Raw genomic sequence first — 18802 nt, 5'->3', positions numbered from 1 at the left:
CGGCAGTTCCACCCGCCGCGCCGAGAGCGTCGCGACATCCGGGTAGGGCAGCTGCATGCCGGGCCGTTCGTCTTGCCGTCCGTCTTGCCGTCGGGGCTACTCATCTTGGCGTCGTGTTTCGGGGTCGTGCGCCCGGTGCTTCTCGGGTGTGCGCCATTTCCCGGCCGGGTCGATCCAGTGCGGTGCTTTCACCTGGGGTAGCCCGGCGACCATCCGGATTCTCCACCCGGCGGTGTCGATGTTGTGATGGTGGTACCAACACAGCAGCACCCCGTTGCCCACGTTTGTTATCCCGCCGGTCTGCCACGGGATGACGTGGTGCACTTCGGTCCATTGGGGTGGGCAGTCGCAGCCGGGGATGATGCAGCCGCCGTCGCGGGCGGCGATCATTTTGCGTTGCATCGGGGTGAAGCAGCGGGCTTTGGAGCCCAGGCCGAGGACGGCGCCGGTACCGCCGAAGAAGATGGGTTGGAAGCCGCCGTTGTCGATCATCTGGTTGATGGTCTTCATCGAGATCGGCGCGTCTACCCCGTCGATCCAGCCGACGCCGGCCTGCTTGAGCAGGTCGAGGGCGTTCACGTGCACCATCAACGTCGGCGGCAGGCCGCCCATCGTCGGAATGCGGGGATCCTGGGCCACCTGGACGAGGATGCCGCGGAGGATGTCGGCCCGCTTCTCGCCGCCGGTGCGTTCGTCGATCAGCTCGCCCGGCACCAGCTCGCCGGCCTCAATGCGCTGTTGCTCCTCGGCGGACGGGAACCGGGGCGCCGAGCGGGCGGACTGGAAAGTGTTGAACAGGTTCTGGATCACACCCTTGAGGTCCGGCGTCACGCCGCCCCGGAGCGGGTAGAGGCCCCGGGTGAGCTCGCCGAAGGAGATGGTGGAGGTCGCTTCGACCGTGCTCGCATTCGGAGCGAGCCCGTCAGGGTTGAGCAACGCTTGCATCCGCACGGCCATGGGCCGGAGGTCATCGGCCGGGTAGGTGAACCCGTCGGAGTCGCGGAGCCGATGGATCGGACCGCTGAACCCAGAACGGGCACCGACGCCCACGTCGTCAGCGTCCGTGTCAGAGTCAGTGCCGGCGCCTGTGCCCGTCCCGGTGCCGGTGCCGGTGCCGGTGCCAATGTCGCCAGTGCCGGGGATGCGGTCGAAGACCGACCCGGTCGCCCGTTCGACGAGGCCGATTTCGGCGGATTCCACCTCGGTCTGATCGGCGTCGAAACGACCGTGCACTTTGTAGTCGGTCAGCCCTTTCACGATGGCTTCCGCCGCATCGACCCCGAGTTCGCCGGCTTTCAGCGCGGCGGCGACCGCGGGGAACTCCGGCTCGAGGACCTGACCACCCAGCACCCTCTGGGCCACCTTCTCACCCAGAGCCAGCCGCCGTTTCATCTCCTGCCGCGACGCCAGAGTCAGCCGGGTGAGCAGGTCGTTCTGGTGCGAGGCGCCCAACCGCCAGGCCATGGAGTCCCGGCCCAACCCGGGCCGGGACCGGTAGCCGACAACGGTCGCGGCGCCGACCCTGGCCGCGTCCACCGGCCGGCCGGCGTGTTCGACCATTTGGGTGAACGCCACCACTTCGGCGTCGCTGAGCGCGTCGAGGTCGATCGACTCCAGCACCGCCTGAACCATGCCCGCGGCGTCCTCGAGGACTCGGAGCTTGTCACCGAAGGCGCCGGTGTGAGCGCGCTGCACGCCGGGGAGTTCGGCCGGATCCCGCCACTGGGGCTGCCCCACGCTCGGGCCGCTGCGCGGCTGACCGGGGTGGGTCCCGCGGGAACCACGGGGCCGAGTGCGGCCCGGCGTGCCTGCGGCGGCGACGGCTTCAGGGCCGCCCGCACGACCGGACTCCGGGCCGGGCGCAATGTCGGTGGTTCCACTCAGGCTGGCGGTATTCAGGCCAGCAACATCCGGTGCTGGAGTGGCCAGGGCGGTGTTCCAGTCATGGAGATCCGGGCCGCCGGGAGGTGTTCCCGTCGGTGCGGTGGAGCCAACTAGCTCTTCGTCCATAACCCCATTCTCTCACGAATCAGACTTACATGCGAGATAATGTCAACTTATTCACAAGCGAATATCGAAACATTTTTCGCCGCGGAAAGACGGCCCGCGCAGTCTCAACAAGCTCGACCAGCGGGCGGGGCGCGCCACACAAGCACCTCACGGGGGTCTCGACAAGCTCGATCAGCGGAGACACGCATCCCGTGGGCACGCCCGATGAGGGAATCAGATCCCGGCCAGCGGCGCCCTAGAGCTTCTTGCCGGGGTTGAGGATCGAGTACGGGTCGAAGGCTGCCTTCACCCGCAACTGCAGGTCGCGCAGCACCGGGCCGAGCTCGTCGTCGAGGTGCGCCCGCTTGAGCACACCGATGCCGTGCTCGCCCGACGCCGACCCGTCGAGCGAGATGGCCAGGTCGATGACCCTGGCGAACGCCGCGTGCGCCTTGTCGATCTCGGCAGGCACCTCGGGGTCGTAACCGATCACGGGGTGCAGGTTGCCGTCGCCGATGTGGCCGCCGGTGCTGATCGGCACGTCGAGTTCCCGGGAGATCTCGGCCAGGCCCAGTAGCAGGGCGCCCAGCTGGGAGCGTGGCACCGTGATGTCCTCGTTCAGGCAGCCGCCGCGCACGGCCTGCACGGCCGGGTGCAGCAACCTCCGTGCGCTCATCAGCTTTTCGAGCGACTCCGCATCGTGCGCAATGGTGACCTCGTCGGCTCCGGCGGCTCGCAGCACCTCGGCGTAGGCCTCGACGTCGTCGTGTGCCTGGCCGATCTGGTCGGACTGCACGAGCAGCAGGGCCCCCGCCCCGGCGGGCAGGATCGAGGCGGGATCGAAGGCGTTGATGGCGGCGATGCAGGCACCGTCGAGGAATTCGAGGACGCTCGGCCGGCGGTCGCCGGCAACGATCGTGTTGGCGGCGGCCAGGGCATCCGCCGTGTTGGCGAAGGTCGCCGCAACGCCGGAGGGGCTGCCGGGTTTGGGCAGCAGGCCCACGGTGATCTCGGTGATGATGCCCAGGGTTCCTTCGGAGCCCACCAGCAACGCGGTGAGGTTGTAGCCGGCCACGCCCTTGATGGTGCGCTGGCCGGTGTGCACGATCGACCCGTCGGCGAGCACCACCGTGAGCTGGCGCACGAAGTTGCCGGTGACGCCGTACTTGACGCAGAGCATCCCCCCGGCGTTGGTGGCCACATTGCCGCCGATGGTGGAGGCGCGCCACGAGCCGGGGTCCGGCGGGTAGAAGAGGTCAACGGCCTCGGCCGCACGGGCGAGCGCGATGGTGCGTACCCCGGCTTGCACTGTGGCCGTTTGGTTCGCGGCGTCAACCACCAGGATCTTCTTGAGCCGGGTGGTGGTCAGCACGATAGCGCCGTCGATCGCGTTCGCCCCGCCGGCCAGCCCGGTGCGGGCCCCCTGCGGCACGATCGGGATGCGGTGGGCCGCCGCGATGGTGACCACGGCGGCCACCTCTTCGGTGCTGGCCGGAAACACCACGGCGAGCGGTTCGCCGCTCAGGGTGCCCTCGGACTGGTCGCGCCGGTTGCTCTCGGTGCGGGGCCCCGTCACGATCTGTGCGCTGGAGAGCACGGCGGAAAGCTCGGTGACGACTGTGGACGCGACGTCGGTCATGGTCATGAATACCTCTGTTGGATACGCACCGTCTACCGGTGCCTCATCGACGCGCTCACTCGTCAGACCGCGCCCGGGCCACAATTCTATGCAGGTGTTTTCTGGGCGACCTGCTGTTTGGCAAGGTCGGTTCCGCATTTCGGCGCTCCGTCACCGCTTTGCATATCTCACCCACGCCCCGGGCGCTAGGGGCCTTGTGCGGGCCTTGGGCATCGTGCGCGCTGGAGCACAGCGCCGGTTCACACCCCGAAGCTCCGCGCGCAACGTCCAGGCTCCGTGCCGCTCCAGCAGGGCAAATCGACCCAGCTCTCGTGCCGAAACTCCACCGCCACCCGGATCCACCACGGAAGGTCGCCGAGGAAATAGTCCAGGCGTGGGTCAGGCCCGGGGCGCCTTCACCGTCATCAAGAAACCCGCGGGCAGCCGGTGATGCCAGCCCGCGAACGCCGCGTCCGGGGCCATCGGTAAAAACTCGCATCGAGCTCGACAGTGTCGAAGGCGTCCATGTAGTTCCCCCGCCGTTTCGCTGCGGGCAGGCCGACGGGATAGAGCACGTCCTCCCAGTGGTCGTAGCTCCAGCCCGAGGTGCCGATGTGAATCATCAATGTGGTGGTAACACCGGGACAGTAGTATTTCAAGTCACGAGACTTTGATACGACCGGCACGCAGTGTCGCAGGCACGCAGACACAGGGGGTGGCACCAATTTCAGGGGATGTTCGACTCTCTTCTCTCCCACGCCTCACGCCGGCGCGGTGGGCAACGGGCGCCCGCGCCAGGATGATCCTGGCCGCGTTCGCCCTCGCGCTGTTGTTGGCGGTCGTCCTCGTCGCGCGGGCGGTCTCCCTGTCCGCGGCCCAGGGCGCATACGATGCCGCGGCTGCCGCCTTCCAGAATGATCAGGCCGCGGCCGTGCAGACCGTCACCGCCGGCGAGACCGCCCTCGACGACGCCATCGCCACCCTGGCCGCGAGCGCTGGCAAGGTACTCAACGAGCAGCCCCGACTCGTGCTGGCCGACGCCATTGACACCGCGACCACGCGCCTGAGCGCGGCCGCCCAGGAGCTCACGGCAGCGGAGAGCACCGCGGCGACCTCGGCCGCCTCGCCCACCCTTCTCGAGCTGGGCGCCGGGGTGAGCGATGGCGCCCGCGCCCTCTCCGCGTTTGACTTCGGCGCCGCGAATGGCGTGGAGAGCATCGCCGATGACCTCACCGCCCCGGTAGCGGCCGTCACCGCTGCCGTGGCCGAGTGGCAGGCCGAGCAGGACCGAATCCTGCGCGAGCGGTACTCCAACGACGTGCACGCCATCGGCTGGACGCCGGAGCTCGACCAGTGCGTCGGCTCCGTGGACGTGACCGCGCACTATCAGGACGTGCCCACCATCGCCGAGCACTGGTCGTGTGGCGGCAAGGACTTCCCGGACGACGCCGGAACCGTGATCACCCTCACCGGTGTGCACGCCGGCACGTACCGGGTGGACGGCATTGTGGTCATGCTGAACGCCGACCAGGACAGCACGGCCGACATTCCCCGCGGCTACGACCTGCTCTACCAAACCTGCCAGAAGGGGCAATCAGCGACCATGTCGTTCACGTCCCTGACCAAGATTGCCTGAGCCGCTCGTTACAGGACGCTGCCCTGCGGGAGCAGGTCGGTGGCCACCATGTCGATGCTGCGTTCCCAGAGCGCCGTCGCGAGGCCGGCATCCGTGGCCTGACGGTTCGTGGAGTGCAGCCGGCGCTTCTCGTAATATTCACCCGACTGCCAGTCCACGCCGGCGGCCGTGCTCGCCAGCCAGACCAGGGTGTCCGCACCTTTTTCCGGAGTGATGAGCATTCGCTTGAGTGCGGTCTGGTACACCAGCCGCATGATGCTCGTGGAGCCGGTGGAGAAGCTCGTGGCGACAACACCCGGGTGGAAGGCTGCCGTCACGATGCCCCGCGCGCTGTAGCGCCGGTGCAGTTCCCGGGTGAAGAGGATGTTCGCGAGCTTCGCGTCACCGTAGGCATTGTTGGGAGAGTACTTGCGCTCGTTCTCGAGGTCGTCGAGGTCGACCCGACCGAACCGGTTGGCGGTGCTCGAGGTGTTGACCACCGACGCTCGGCTGGAGACGAGGCGATCCATCAGCAGGGTGGTGAGGAGGAACGGAGCCAGGTGGTTCACCTGGAAGGTCTTCTCGTGGCCGTCGACGGTGACCTCGCGGTTGCCCATGATGCCGCCGGCGTTGTTCGCCAGCACGTCGATGCGCGGATAGCGCTGCAGGAGTTCGGCGGCCAGGGTGCGCACCTCGGCGAGCCGGCCGAAGTCGGCAACGAAGTGATCCGCACCGAGCTCCGCGGCGATCGCCTCGGTCTTCTGCGGCGAGCGCCCGACGATGACGATGCGCTCACCGGTCGCGGCCAGCGCTCGCGCGGCTGCCGCACCGATGCCGTCGCTGGCGCCGGTGATCACAATGGTTCGGTCGCTCATCAGTTGCTCTTCCAGTCGGGCCGGCGTCATGCCGGCAGATCTCGGGTCGAGGCATCATCGACTCACGATCCCTGAACTCTACTGCTGACGCCCGGCCGGCATTCGGCGAGCCACCGGCGAACCGCGTTGAGGTTATTGATGCATTTATCAGCCCAGTTTCTCGATATGATGAGGGAATGACAATCCCGGCAGGCTCCCGCACGGCCGGCTCCTCCGCCGTGGAGCGCGCCTACGCCCACGTGGCCGACGCGATCATCTCGGGTGAGCTCGCGGCGAGCACCCTCATCACCGAGGGCGATGTCGCCGCGTCCCTCGCGCTCAGCCGCACCCCGGTCCGGGAGGCCTTTCTCGCACTGGAGTCGGCCGGGCTGCTCAGGCTCTTCCCCAAGAAGGGCGCCGTCGTCACCGCGGTCGACGACACCGAGACCACCGAACTCCTGCAGGTGCGCATCCTGCTCGAGACGAAGGCCGTGCAGCTCCTCGGCGAGCGCCCCACCCACATCGACGCCGTCGACGCCGAGTTGCGTGTTCTGATCCAGAAGCAGACGGATGCCGCCTCCGCAGGCGATCTTCTGGCCTACGCCCGTGCCGATCACCGTTTCCACTCCAGGGTCGTCGACGAAACCCACAACAGTGTCATCGACGAGATCTACTCCCGCCTCGGCCCCCGGCTCGAGCGCCTGGTGCACCGGGTGGCCGCCCGCGACCCCGACAGCATCGACAGGCTCATCGCCGAACATCGCCTCCTGGCCGACCACCTGCGGGTGGGCGACACCGCCGCCTACGACCAGGCGCTCCGGGCCCACCTGGAATCCGGCCACCGCCTGCCCCGGACGCTTTAGCAAACCAGAAAGCACCATGACCAACCGCCACACTGCCCGCGCCACTCCCCCGTGGCACCTCGCCGCACCCGCCCTGTTCGTGATGGCCTGGGGCGGCAACCACTTCACCCCGCTGCTACACATGTACGAGACCCTCGGCCATTACTCCACCGTGACCGCCGACCTCTTCCTCGGCTTCTACGTCGTCGGCCTGGTTCCCGGCCTCCTGCTGGCCGGCGCGCTCTCCGACCGCCACGGACGCAAGCCCCTGGTGATCGCGGGTGTCATTGCCGGGATCGTGGCGAGCATCCTGCTGGGGCTCGGGTTCTCCAGCGAGGTCGTCATCTGCCTGGGCCGGTTCCTCGCCGGCCTGAGCGTGGGCGTGGCGATGTCGGTCGGCACCGCCTGGATCAAGGAGCTCTCGAGCGCCCCGTTCGACCTGGTGGCCCGGCCGACCGCCGGCGCCAGGCGTCCCGCCCTCACCCTGACCGTCGGATTCGGCCTGGGCGCCGGGGTGTCCGGCGTGCTGGCCCAGTGGGGCCCGATGCCGACGCTGCTGCCATACGCCGTGCACATTGTGCTGAGCCTGTTGATCCTGCCCCGCCTGCTGCGTACACCGGAAACCGTGCCGCGCAGCCGGATGCACGGGTCACTGTGGCTCGACCTGCAGGTGCCGCTGGCCGGCCACCGCCGGTTCCTGCGGGTGGTGCTGCCGACAGCGCCGTGGGTTTTCGGTGCCGCCGGCATCGCCTACGCGATGATGCCCAAGCTCGTGGAGTCGCAGCTCGGCGAACTCAACCTGGCCTTCGCCACCCTCCTGACCGTGCTTACCCTGGGCACCGGAGCCCTGGTGCAACCGCAGGTCTCCAGGCTCAACTCGATCACTCACGGCCGGGCCATCCTCGTGGGCATGGGCCTCATGCTCACGGGTATCCTCAGCGCCGTCGGCACGGCCGTCACGCTCTCCCCGGTGCTGGCTCTGATCACGGCCATCCTGCTGGGCGCGGCCTACGGCATCACGGTCGTCGCCGGCCTTGTCGAGATCCAGCGGATCTCCACCCCCTCGGATCTCGCCGGCATCACCGGCGTCTATTACAGCCTCACCTACGTGGGCTTCCTGCTCCCCGTGGCTTTCGCAAGCCTGACCAAGTTCGCGAGCTACCCGACCATGCTCGCGCTGCTGGCCGCCGCGTGCGCCGGCTGCCTGGTGCTGACCGCGGTCGGGCTGCGCCGCGCCTGAGCCGGGTCGAAACCGGGCTTCAGGACGCCTGGCGTCACGAGTTCGGGTGGGCTGCCTCGCCGCGGTTGTCCATCGCCTCACGCAGGAACACCAGCGGCAGCAGGAGCGTCGCCACGGCGGTGCTCAGCCAGACCACCAGCGCGGCCAGGATCCAGGACTGCCAACCCTCGATGGTGAGTCCGCCGGTGACAGTGAGGCGATCCACAACGCTACGAACGTCGACAACAGGCCGATGCCGCCCAGGAACGCCGGCGCTCACCGCGCGACGACCTTGGCGAGGAACGGTGAGAGCGTCGCGGCTTCTTCGGCCGTGTCGTCGAACCAGAGGCAGGGGTGATCGGTTGCACGCTGGATTCCTTCGTCTGGGCCGAGCACGTCTGGGTCGAGCACGTCTCGGTTGAGCACGTCTCGGTTGAGCACGTCTCGGTGATCTCCGACGACTGTGCACCCGGCGCCGGTGATCACAAGGCGAGTCGTCCGCACCGGGGCAACTCGATCTCGCGTTGCCACACCCGGAGGGGTAAACTTCGAACATACGTTCTATCTGTTGAGGTGATGTGCCATGAGTCTGATTAACGAAACCGTCGCAGTCTGGGTATCACCGGAGGGTTCTCCGGTTCGCCTGGTCTGGCGCGCCCGCCGGTTCAGGGTGACCGACACCCCCACCCCGTTGACGGCGTCGGTGTCGCTGCCAGACGAGCTGCTGCACTTCCTCACCCACCCGCCCAAACCGGTGGCCGCCTGGCGCTGCCAGGGCACCGCCGACGACGGCACCTCGCTCGTCTTCGACATCCAGCACGACGACGGCGGCGGCCGCTGGAAGTTGCTGCGCGCCTACGACTAACTCCCCCGGTGGCGCCCCGGTGCCCGCATTCCGTGCGGCCGGATGCGGCGCTAGGCTCCCACCGACAAGGGAGGTGCCGTGAGCGAGAACCAGAATGAACCCAGCCAGGGGCGCGGCGGGCACGGGAACGACGGCCAGGGGAAAAACGGCCGATGGGAGGCGCGGATCACCTTCCTTCGCAGCCGGGCGGCGGTGGCCCGCGCCGAGGTGTCCGCGATCGAAGCCATGCACCGGGATCCCGACGTTCTCGAGGACCTGCTGGCCAACGCCTCCCCCGACGAGGTGGCGATGGCCGAAGCCGTGGAACACCGGATCACCGAGCGCGTGATCGCCGCCCGGCAGGTCGCCGACGCCGCAGAGGCCGACTACGAACGCGCCGTGCTCGACGGAACCGAACTGCATCCCGACGAGGACAGCGCATAACGGACAACGCCCCGGCTCACATGCTTGCCCTGGTGGACGTGGGCCATTCGCCGGTCGCCCCCACCATCTCGGCCTCCTTGATGCGATGCACGGTCTTCAGGAACGAGTCCGGGTTGAGCGAGATCGAGTCGATGCCCTCGCCCACCAGGAACTCGGCGAAATCGGGGTAGTTGCTCGGCCCCTGCCCGCAGATGCCGATCTTGATGCCGGCCGCGTGGGCCTTGTCGATGGCCTCGCTGATCATCCGGGTCACCGCCTCGTTGCGCTCGTCAAAGAGCGCCGCCAGGGCGCCGGAGTCCCGGTCGACACCGAGCACCAGCTGGGTGAGGTCGTTGGAGCCGATCGAGAAGCCGTCGAACCTGGTGGCGAACTGCTCGGCCAAGATGACGTTGGCCGGGATCTCGCACATCATGTACACCTGCAGCCCGTTCTCGCCCCGCACCAGACCGTTCTTGGCCATCGCGGCGAGCACCCTGTCGGCCTCGGTGGTGGTGCGGCAGAACGGCACCATCACGATCACGTTGCTGAAGCCGATCCGCTCGCGCACCCGCTTGAGCGCCCGGCATTCCAGCGCGAAACCCTCGGCATACTTGGCGTCGTAGTACCTGGATGCCCCACGGAAGCCGAGCATCGGGTTCTCCTCCGCCTGCTCGAAGACGTCTCCGCCGATGAGGTGCGCGTACTCGTTCGATTTGAAGTCGCTCAGCCGCACGATCACCGGATGCGGGTAGTACGGCGCCCCCAGCTTCGCGATCCCCAGCGCCAGGGTGTTCACGAAGTACTCGCCGAGGTCGTCGTAGCCGCGGGTGAGCTCGGTGATCTGGCGCAGCACGGCCGGGTCGGTGACCCGCTCGGGATGTACCAGCGCCATCGGGTGGATCTTGATGAGGTTGTTGATGATGAACTCCATCCGCGCCAGCCCCACCCCGGCCGTGGGCAGCCGCCACCATTCGAAGGCCGCGGCCGGGCTGGCGATGTTGACCATCACCTGGGTGCGGGTGATCGGCACGGCGCCCAGGTCGATCTGTTCGGTCTCGGAGGCCAGGATGCCCGCATAGACGAATCCTTCGTCGCCTTCGGCGCAGGAGATCGTGATGGGCGCGTCCTCGGCCAGCACCTCGGTCGCATTGCGGGTGCCGACCACGGCCGGCACTCCGAGTTCACGGCTGACGATGGCGGCGTGGCTGGTGGGGCCGCCGTGATCGGTGATGATGCCCGCCGCCCGCGTCATGATGGGCACCCAGTCCGGGTCGGTCATCTCGGTCACCAGAATGGCGCCGTCGCGGAAGTTCTCGATGTCGGCGGGGTCCCGGATGACGCAGGCCGATCCGGAGGCGATGCTGTCGCCGATGGCCACCCCGGAGATCAGGAGCGGTCCGGTCTCGGTCAGGCGGCTCACCGAGAACCGGGTCAGGCTCTTCTGCGAGTGCACCGTCTCCGGGCGCGCCTGCACGAGGAACAGCTCACCGGTGAGGCCGTCCTTGGCCCATTCCATGTCCATCGCCCGGCCGTAGTGGGATTCGACGATGGCCGACCAGCGCCCGAGTTGCACGATTTCGGCGTTGCTGAGCACGAACGCCCGGCGTTCCCGTTCCGGAGTGTCGATCACCCGGGTGCGTGCGCTGCCGCCCTCGGCGTAGGTCATCTTGCGATCTTTCCGGCCCAGGGTCTTCTCGATGATGGGCTCGTAGTCCGGTTCGTCGAGAAGAGCTTTGAAGACCAGGTATTTGTCCGGGTCGACGGCGCCCTGTACGACGGTTTCGCCCAGGCCCCACGCCGCGCTGATCACGGCGGCGCCGGGGAAGCCGGTGTCGGTGTCGATGGAGAACATCACGCCGGAGCCGGCGAGGTCGCTGCGCACCATCCGCTGCACCCCGATCGACAGGGCCACGTCGAGGTGGTCGAACTTCTTCACCTCGCGGTAGCTGATGGCCCGGTCGGTGAACAGCGACGCGTAACAGCGCCGACAGGCGTCGAGCAGGTCGCGTTCACCGCTCACATTGAGGAAGGTCTCCTGCTGGCCCGCGAAGCTGGCGTCTGGCAGGTCTTCGGCGGTGGCGCTGCTGCGCACGGCGACGGGTAGGTTGGTCACCTCGGCGTCCCTGGACAGGGTGCGGTAGAACACCCTGATGTCGTCGGCGATGGCCGCAGGGAACTCGCCGGCCAGGAACGCCTCCCGCAGGTTTTGGCCGGTTTCGCGCAGGGATGCCCGACCAGAGTGGTAGCGGTCGAACTGCTCGCGGATCACGGATTCCAGTCCGTTGGCGTCGATGAACGCGCGGAAGGCATCCGCGGTGGTGGCGAAGCCGTTGGGCACCCGCACGCCGCGGGCCGAGAGCGAGCGCACCATCTCGCCGAGGGAGGCGTTCTTGCCGCCGACCTGCGGGATGTCCGTCAGGCCGATGGAATTGAACCAGACCACTTCGCGACCACGCATGAGCCCTCCCGAATTCGACGCATCCGCACGCCTCAGCCGCAACGTACTGCGCCCGAGCGGATGCTGCTAGCGTTCCCGAAGCCGCCGTGCTGTCGGTGAGGTGGTCAGTCGGTGGAGGGGTTTTCGTCCGGGATCTGCGGATCGCAGAGGCACTCTATCCTGCGGGGGCGCAGCTCCTCCGTGACGGAAGTACACCCTGCGACCCCTGAGTGACAGGTGCGGGTACGCTGAGCGTCATGGAGCACGCCAGCGTCGGCACGGATTTCGACCTTCCCGCAAACCTCGACCGATGGGTGACCGACCAACGCTGGTTCGCCGGCAAGGGCCACAGCCCCGTGCTGCGGAGCATCGGCCTCTGGACGCTGCCCACCGCCGAGCCCGACGTGCGGATCGCCTGCCACCTGGTGCTCGACACGGCCAGCCGGTACTCGACGCTGTACCAATTGCCACTGACCAAGCGCCCGGCGCCCCTGCCGGACACCGCCGCCCAGGCCCTCATCGAGCAGACCACCGACGGCGACGGACGTCCCCGGTACGTCTACGACGCCACCCACGATCCGGCCTATGCCGCTGCCCTGCTCGCCTTCATCCTCGCCGGCGGCACGGGAGCCGCGGCTCCGACGGGTGTCGGCGCACGGGGCGAGATCCTCGGAGCCACCCTCGCCGGCGGTGCGCCGGCCGGCGCAGTCGCCCTTACCGGACTCTCGGTCACGGCCAGCCGCGTGCTCAGCGGTGAACAGTCCAATACCTCCATCATCGTCGACCTCGCCGATAGTTTCGGCCGCACCAGCCGGCCGGTTATCTGCAAGGTGTTCAGGGTGGTTGCCGACGGCCAGAACCCGGATGTCTCGGTGCAGTCGGCCCTCGCCGGCGTCGGTTCGCGGTTCGTTCCGGAGCCGATCGGTGTCATCTCGGGCGACTGGACGGCACCGCTCTCCCCGACGCAGCACAGCGGCCATCTCGTGTTCGTCCAGGAGTTCCTGCCCGGCGTGGAAGACGCCTGGCGGGTGGCGCTCGGCGCCGCCGAAGCCGGCGAGGACTTCGACGGGCCGGCCCACGCCCTCGGTGCCGCGACGGCCGCCGTGCACCGGGACCTCGCACGGGCGTTTCCCACCGTGAACGCCACCGACGACGTGGTGAACCAACTGTGCGGAAGCATGCGGGAACGCTATCGCCTGGCGGCGCGGGAGGTTCCGGAGCTCGCCGGCTACCGCGACGCGATCGGCGCCGTCTTCGCCAGGGCACAGGCAGCCGCCTGGCCGCAGCTGCAGCGCATCCACGGCGACTACCACCTCGGCCAGGTGCTCGACGTGCCGGGTCGCGGCTGGGTCCTCATCGACTTCGAGGGTGAGCCGCTCCGGCCGCTCTCCGAACGTTCCCTGCCCGACATCCCGCTGCGGGACGTGGCCGGTATGCTGCGCTCGTTCGACTACGTGGGAGCCACCATCGGCCGGCAGGATCCGGCGGCGGAATCGGGGGCCGGCGTGTGGGCGGCCAGCGCCAGGGCGGCCTTCCTGCGGGGCTACCGCGACGCCTTCCCAGGCAACTCCCTCGCCGGCCAGGAGCCCCTGCTGGCCGCGTTCGAGCTCGACAAGGCTATCTACGAGAGCGTCTACGAAATCCGCAACCGGCCGTCCTGGCTGCCGATCCCGCTGCGGGCCGTACGACGCCTGGCCGAGCATGCGGGGTTCAGCGCCTCCGCGCCCCGCCACGCCGCGCAGGATCGTTCCACCCACGCATCCGCCGCACCGGCACACCACAACGGCTAACGGTCGCATTTCCGTTCTGCGCCACCGAGGTCGTGCCGAGGATCACGGCCACGAGCTCGCGGACACCCCGATCACGGCGGTGAGGAAGAGTCGAGCGAGGGTCGCGCCGATCAACTGCACGAGGATGTTGCCGGAGACCCGCCGTCAGGGAAAAGGGTGCCGTACGGCTCGGAGAACAATCGCCGCCATTCCTGACGCGGTCGGAGAAATTCCGGATCCGGTCGAGGACGGCCCGGGGGACGACTTCGGTCCGGTGACTCATCTGGGCTCCCGTCACAGGCCAGGGTCGCGCTCTACGGGAAACATACCCGCCCAACGCCCGCACCGCTGGGCCTGCCGGGGCTACGACCGCTTCTTCAGCTCCGGGAACTGGTCGTCGCGCCACTCATCGGCCAGCCGCACGTGCGCGGCCGCGGCCTCGTTCTCCCGCGCCCGCAGCTCCACCCGGCGGATCTTGCCCGAGTTGGTCTTGGGCAGCTCGAAGAACTCCACCCGGCGCACCCGCATGTACGGCGGCAGGCCGTTGCGCGCGTGCCGCAGCACCGCGAGGGCCGTGTCGGCGTCCGGCGGCCAGCCCGCCGCCAGGGCCACATAGGCCTTGGCGATGTTCAGCCGGGTGTCATCGGGGGCGGGCACGACGGCGGCCTCCATCACGGCGGGGTGCTCTATCAGCACGCTCTCCACCTCAAACGGCGAGATTTTGTAGTCGGAGGACTTGAAGATGTCGTCGGTACGACCGACGAAGGTGAGGTAGCCGTTCTCGTCGCGGACGGCGACATCGCCGGTGTGGAAGTAGCCGTCACGGAGCACTTCGGCGCTGCGCATGTTGTCGCCGTGGTAGCCGGACATCAGGTTCACCGCGGGCGAGGTGAGGTCCAGGCAGATCTCGCCCTCCTCGGTGAGGGCCCCGGTGATCGGGTCGACGAGCACCACGGCCACACCGGGCAGCGGCATCCCCATCGAGCCGGCCTTCAGAACCGAGCCGGGCACGTTGCCCACGATCGCGGTGGTCTCGGTCTGGCCGTAGCCGTCCCGGATGGTCAGGCCCCAGGCGCGCTGAATCTGGTTGATGACCTCGGGGTTCAGCGGTTCGCCCGCCGAGAGGATCTCGCGGAGGCTGTCCGGCTTGGCGCCGACATCCGCCTGGATCAGCATGCGCCACACTGTCGGCGGCGCGCAGAAGGTGCTGACGGCGGCGCGGTGCAGCTGGTGCGCCAGCGCGCCGGGGTTGAACCTCGAGTAGTTGTAGATGAACACCGTGGCCTCGGCGATCCACGGCGAGAAGAAACAGCTCCAGGCGTGCTTGCCCCAGCCGGGCGAGCTGATGGCCAGGTGCACGTCGCCGGGGCGAAGGCCCAGCCAGTACATCGTGGTGAGGTGCCCGACGGGGTACGAGGTCTGGCTGTGCACCACCATCTTGGGCTTGCTCGTGGTGCCGGAGGTGAAGTAGATCAACGACGGGTCCGAGGAGGACACGGCGACGTCGACCTTGTCGGCCGTGGCGCGGTGGGAGTCGGCGTAGCTGGTCCAGCCCGCCCTCGGCTCGCCAACGCAGATGCGGGAGAACTCGCCCGCAACGATGTCGAACTTGGCAGTGTCCTCGGCGTTGGCGATCACGTGCTGCACGCCGGCGCGCAGCACCCGGTCGGCCAGGTCGGAGGTGCCGAGCACCGTGGAGGTGGGCAGGATGACCGCGCCGACCTTCAGGATGGCGAGCATGGTCTCCCAGAGCTCCACCTGGTTGCCGAGCATGAGCATGACGTGGTCGCCCTTGGCGACGCCGTGCTGCACGAGCCAGGTGGCGACCTGGTCGGAGCGGGTGACCATCGCGTCGAAGCTGACCCTGAGTTCGCGACCGTCTTCCTCGACGATCCACAGGGCAGTCTTGTCGTTGCCGGTGGCGATGACGTCGAACCAGTCGGTGGCCCAGTTGAAGCTGTCGCCGACATCCGGCCAGACGAAGGCGGCGGACGCGCCACGGTGGTCGCTGCGCAGCTCGAGGAGCTGGTCGCGGGCGCGGCGGAAGGTGGTGGTACTCGAGCGCTCAGTCATCCTTCCATTTTCCTCACCGTGGATGCCTTCAGTGGCATGGACGACCATCCGGCTGGGAATATGTGCAGCGAGGGTGTCCAGCAGCCGCGAAGCGGGCCAGACTGCGGGCATGTCAGTCGCAACAGCCGTCTCCCCCATGCTCGCCAGGGCCGTCGACACGGTTCCTGAACCGGACAGCGTGCCCGGCGGGCTCAGTTACGAGCCCAAGTGGGACGGCTTCCGCAGCATCGTCACGTTCGACGGCACCAGCAGCACCATCGCCAGCCGCGGCTCCAAGATGCTCACCCGGTACTTTCCCGAACTCACCTACGCGTTCGAAGACCTGCTGCCGGAGCCCTGCGTGCTCGACGGCGAGATCGTGCTGCGCACCGGAGACCCGGGCGGCGAACACCTCTCCTGGGAACAGCTGTCGCAGCGGATCCACCCGGCGGCCAGCCGGGTGCGCCGCCTCGCCGACGAGACCCCGGCCACTTTCGTCGCCTTCGACCTACTCTCCCGCGGCGGCCACAGCCTGCTCGACACCCCTTTCGCTGAGCGCCGGGCGGCCCTCGAAGACCTGGTCGGGGCGCTGGGCGACCCCATCCACCTCACCCGCACCACGCGCGACGTCGCCCTTGCCCGCCGGTGGCTGGTCGAATTCGAGGGCGCTGGCCTGGACGGCATCATCGCCAAGCCGCTCGCGGCCGTCTATGCGCCGGGCAAGCGGTCGATGTTCAAGGTGAAACACCACCGATCCGCGGATGTCGTGCTGCTCGGCTACCGCCTTCACGTGAGCGGCAGCGGCGTGGGATCGCTGCTGCTCGGCCTCTACGACGACGACGGCGAACTGCACAGCGTCGGCGGGGCATCCGCGTTCAGTGATGCCTGGCGGTTGCGGCTGATCGACGAGCTGGCACCGCTGGTGCTGCACGACGAGGAGGGCACCGTGGTCACCGGGGAGACCGAGCGCAACCGGTTCTCGGCGAACAAGGACACCTCATACGTGCTGCTACGGCCCAGCCGGGTGCTCGAGGTGCGCTACGACCACATGGAGGGCGAAAGGTTTCGGCACACCGTGCAGTTCGAGCGGTGGCGACCGGACCGGGACGCCCGGTCGTGCACCTTCGACCAGCTGGAACGTCCGATCGCCTACGACCTCGGCGACGTGCTTGACCAACCGGCCGGCGAATGACGGGGTGTGACGTAACGGCGGGTCGCATTCCACCGGGCTGTCTGAGGCGTGCCCAGGGTTGCATCACCTCGAGAGAACGCTCCGGGAGGATCCCAGCGGCAGTACCAGTGCCGCTGTTTGGTCGTGCTTGCGCGCCGCCTCGAGCATCCGATGACGACCACGGTAGGACCTCCGATGACCGACACCGCACTTTTCCCCCGCAACGTCGCCCGCGGTGGAGGAGCTCTACACTGCGAACAACTTTCTCTTCGACGGCGACTGGGCCGCTGCGGCACGCACGCGGCGGGCCGACCAGGGTCGCGAGCGGTCGTTTGCAGACTTCCCGCCATCCTGCTGGAATCGAAGGCGGGACGTTTGCAAACGACGTGCTGCTTGCCCGCTGGTTAGTCCTTGCGGCCGGCAATGAAGTAGGCGATGGGGCCGGCGTAGTTGATGGCGATCACGGCGGCCCAGACGCCCTTGGGGCCGTTGACCTTCTTCGCCGGCCGGTGCGCCAGGTCGCTCCAGGCGAGCCCGGCCAGAACCAGCTGCACGATCCCCCCGGCCACGACGCCGAATTTCTGGCCACCGGTCATCTCGCTCCACTTCCGTGATGCCATGGTTCTCTCCCATCGTCGTTGCGCGGCTCCGGAACTGGCGGCGCGCGTTAGTCGCATCATGCCACCGGTGCACCACCCGCGCGACGAGCCGGGGATTCGGAGCTGTCAGTCGCGCTTATGCTGGTGTTGTCATACCGCGCGCGCAGACGCGGGCGCTCGGGAAAGAAGCCACCATGCACGCCGAAATCGCCAACCTTCCCCCGCTCGTGTTCGGCGAACCGGGCGAGTTCCGCGAACTGATGGTGGCCCTGGTCATGTCGGGGGCTAAGACCGGGTCCTCCAACCTGCGGGTCGCCTACGAGATGACCGACGAGGCGCTGCCCACCGTGGGCTCTCTGTATGCCCTCGTCGACTCCGGCAATACCCGGGTCGCCGTGCTCGAGATCCTCGAGGTTGTGGAGACTACAGTTCGCGAGGTCACCCTCGAGCAGGCGAAGCACGAGGCGCCGACGCTCGAGCACTGGCGCACGGTTCACCGCAACTACTGGGAGACGCTGGTTCCCGCCGTCCGCACCCACCTCGGCGAGCCCGACTGGCAGCTGACGGATGCCGAACCCGTGATCAGCAAGGTGTTCAGGGTCGTATAGCTCAGCGTCGAGTGACGCCAGGAGAAACTGAAGAAGAAAAGGAGCCGAACCTTCGGCGCCGGGGCTGGATCTCGATGCCGTCCCGGGGCATGATCGCCGACGCCGGCGGAACCGAGATCTATTACACCGAGCGGGGCACCGGCCAGGCGGTGCTGCTCAGCCACGGCTGGCCCCTGAGCTCCGATGTCTGGCAGGTTGAGCTCAGGCTGCATGTGCCGACCTTCATCGCCCACGGCGACGACGACCAGATCGTTCCGATCGGGGCCGCCTCGCTCAAGACTGCCGTCTACGGTGACTACCGGGCCGCTCTGGACAAGGACATCCTGGCGTTCCTCGCCGAATAACACTCACTCCCGCTGCCGGCGTCGAGGTCAGCCGGCGCGGCGGGATGCGGCGGCAATGCCGGCGCCGACGAGCAGGAGCCCGATTCCCACGACGGCCGCGAGGAGCCAGGTGACCAGGTCGAACCCGCCCGGCACCAGCTCACGGGCCGCCGTGAAAGCCGCGAGCGCGAGCATCAGGGCGCCCCAGAGGATGGTCGCGAAGAGCGGCCGTCGCCTGGGCAGCCGGTCGGCCGTTGGGGAGGCCGGATCTGTCGCTGGTGTCGTGTCCTGCGGCGGCGTCTTAAGCGGCGTCGTTTTCACCAGCGTCGGCGGAGTCGTGGAGAGCGGCGTCGTCGGTTCGCTGTCCGGTGCGCCGGTGGGCCTGTCCGGTCCGGCGGTGGGGTTGTTCGGGTGGGTCATGGTGTTCTCCTTGCAGGCT

At 68.3% G+C, this 18802-nt stretch carries 18 protein-coding genes and 1 pseudogene; 9 read left to right on the top strand and 10 right to left on the bottom strand.

The window, feature by feature from the left end; all coding sequences use genetic code 11:
* Window positions 1-96 precede the first annotated feature (96 nt).
* From E3O42_RS17865 to E3O42_RS18250, 3 genes and pseudogenes are all read right to left on the bottom strand, one after another.
* Window positions 97-2010, bottom strand: a complete 1914-nt coding sequence (locus E3O42_RS17865) for an HNH endonuclease signature motif containing protein (protein ID WP_166787859.1) — start codon at window positions 2008-2010, stop codon at window positions 97-99.
* Between the two features lie 235 nt (window positions 2011-2245).
* Entirely contained in the window at window positions 2246-3634 is a 1389-nt protein-coding gene (locus tag E3O42_RS01360; RefSeq protein ID WP_198414027.1) for an FAD-binding oxidoreductase, read from the bottom strand.
* Window positions 3635-3808: 174 nt separating this feature from the next.
* Window positions 3809-4233: pseudogene (locus tag E3O42_RS18250) on the bottom strand (DUF72 domain-containing protein); the annotation flags it as partial.
* Window positions 4234-4406: 173 nt separating this feature from the next.
* On the opposite strand from E3O42_RS18250, the gene E3O42_RS01350 reads away from it, so the two are divergent.
* Entirely contained in the window at window positions 4407-5243 is an 837-nt protein-coding gene (locus tag E3O42_RS01350) for a hypothetical protein (RefSeq protein ID WP_134452136.1), read from the top strand.
* An 8-nt stretch (window positions 5244-5251) separates the two neighbouring features.
* Here the strand turns inward: E3O42_RS01350 and E3O42_RS01345 are convergent, their stop codons facing one another.
* Complete coding sequence (locus E3O42_RS01345; RefSeq protein WP_134452135.1) at window positions 5252-6097, bottom strand: SDR family NAD(P)-dependent oxidoreductase; 846 nt, start codon at window positions 6095-6097, stop codon at window positions 5252-5254.
* 176 nt (window positions 6098-6273) lie between these two features.
* Between E3O42_RS01345 and E3O42_RS01340 the strand changes: the two genes are divergently transcribed.
* Window positions 6274-6939: a GntR family transcriptional regulator gene (locus E3O42_RS01340; protein WP_134452134.1), complete on the top strand. Its 666-nt coding sequence runs from the start codon at window positions 6274-6276 to the stop codon at window positions 6937-6939.
* 16 nt (window positions 6940-6955) lie between these two features.
* Window positions 6956-8158, top strand: coding sequence for an MFS transporter (locus E3O42_RS01335; protein WP_134452133.1), 1203 nt, complete (start codon window positions 6956-6958; stop codon window positions 8156-8158).
* Window positions 8159-8192: 34 nt separating this feature from the next.
* On the opposite strand, the gene E3O42_RS17860 is transcribed toward E3O42_RS01335, so the two are convergent.
* Both E3O42_RS17860 and E3O42_RS17855 read right to left on the bottom strand, forming a co-directional pair.
* Window positions 8193-8363 (bottom strand): hypothetical protein, encoded by a 171-nt coding sequence (locus E3O42_RS17860; RefSeq protein WP_166787858.1) that lies wholly within the window; start codon window positions 8361-8363, stop codon window positions 8193-8195.
* Window positions 8364-8413: 50 nt separating this feature from the next.
* The gene (locus E3O42_RS17855) at window positions 8414-8578 is read right to left on the bottom strand and encodes a hypothetical protein (RefSeq protein ID WP_166787857.1); all 165 of its coding nucleotides are present in this window, start codon (window positions 8576-8578) and stop codon (window positions 8414-8416) included.
* A 142-nt stretch (window positions 8579-8720) separates the two neighbouring features.
* Here E3O42_RS17855 and E3O42_RS01325 point away from each other — a divergent pair, with 142 nt between their 5' ends.
* Both E3O42_RS01325 and E3O42_RS01320 read left to right on the top strand, forming a co-directional pair.
* Entirely contained in the window at window positions 8721-9002 is a 282-nt protein-coding gene (locus E3O42_RS01325; protein WP_134452131.1) for a hypothetical protein, read from the top strand.
* Window positions 9003-9080: 78 nt separating this feature from the next.
* Window positions 9081-9425: a hypothetical protein gene (locus E3O42_RS01320; protein ID WP_134452130.1), complete on the top strand. Its 345-nt coding sequence runs from the start codon at window positions 9081-9083 to the stop codon at window positions 9423-9425.
* Between the two features lie 16 nt (window positions 9426-9441).
* Here the strand turns inward: E3O42_RS01320 and ppsA are convergent, their stop codons facing one another.
* Window positions 9442-11862 carry a phosphoenolpyruvate synthase gene (ppsA, locus tag E3O42_RS01315; protein ID WP_134452129.1) on the bottom strand — a complete coding sequence of 807 codons (2421 nt, stop codon included), beginning with the start codon at window positions 11860-11862 and terminating at the stop codon, window positions 9442-9444.
* A gap of 236 nt (window positions 11863-12098) precedes the next feature.
* On the opposite strand from ppsA, the gene E3O42_RS01310 reads away from it, so the two are divergent.
* Window positions 12099-13631, top strand: a complete 1533-nt coding sequence (locus tag E3O42_RS01310) for a maltokinase N-terminal cap-like domain-containing protein (protein ID WP_134452128.1) — start codon at window positions 12099-12101, stop codon at window positions 13629-13631.
* A gap of 342 nt (window positions 13632-13973) precedes the next feature.
* Here the strand turns inward: E3O42_RS01310 and E3O42_RS01305 are convergent, their stop codons facing one another.
* Window positions 13974-15683 carry an AMP-binding protein gene (locus tag E3O42_RS01305; RefSeq protein WP_134452127.1) on the bottom strand — a complete coding sequence of 570 codons (1710 nt, stop codon included), beginning with the start codon at window positions 15681-15683 and terminating at the stop codon, window positions 13974-13976.
* A 109-nt stretch (window positions 15684-15792) separates the two neighbouring features.
* Here E3O42_RS01305 and E3O42_RS01300 point away from each other — a divergent pair, with 109 nt between their 5' ends.
* A complete protein-coding gene (locus E3O42_RS01300) occupies window positions 15793-16854 on the top strand; it encodes an ATP-dependent DNA ligase (RefSeq protein WP_134452126.1) in 1062 nt (353 codons plus the stop codon).
* Window positions 16855-17237: 383 nt separating this feature from the next.
* Here the strand turns inward: E3O42_RS01300 and E3O42_RS01295 are convergent, their stop codons facing one another.
* Window positions 17238-17453 carry a PLDc N-terminal domain-containing protein gene (locus E3O42_RS01295; RefSeq protein WP_134452125.1) on the bottom strand — a complete coding sequence of 72 codons (216 nt, stop codon included), beginning with the start codon at window positions 17451-17453 and terminating at the stop codon, window positions 17238-17240.
* Between the two features lie 173 nt (window positions 17454-17626).
* Between E3O42_RS01295 and E3O42_RS01290 the strand changes: the two genes are divergently transcribed.
* Window positions 17627-18040: an ASCH domain-containing protein gene (locus tag E3O42_RS01290; protein ID WP_166787856.1), complete on the top strand. Its 414-nt coding sequence runs from the start codon at window positions 17627-17629 to the stop codon at window positions 18038-18040.
* 11 nt (window positions 18041-18051) lie between these two features.
* Window positions 18052-18384: an alpha/beta fold hydrolase gene (locus E3O42_RS18245; protein ID WP_198414025.1), complete on the top strand. Its 333-nt coding sequence runs from the start codon at window positions 18052-18054 to the stop codon at window positions 18382-18384.
* Window positions 18385-18411: 27 nt separating this feature from the next.
* On the opposite strand, the gene E3O42_RS01280 is transcribed toward E3O42_RS18245, so the two are convergent.
* Window positions 18412-18783: a hypothetical protein gene (locus tag E3O42_RS01280; protein ID WP_134452123.1), complete on the bottom strand. Its 372-nt coding sequence runs from the start codon at window positions 18781-18783 to the stop codon at window positions 18412-18414.
* Window positions 18784-18802 lie beyond the last annotated feature (19 nt).

The organism is Cryobacterium adonitolivorans (assembly GCF_004402695.1).
Lineage (GTDB): Bacteria > Actinomycetota > Actinomycetes > Actinomycetales > Microbacteriaceae > Cryobacterium > Cryobacterium adonitolivorans.
Note: the sequence above shows the minus strand (reverse complement) of the source record. Positions and strands in the feature narration are given on the sequence as shown.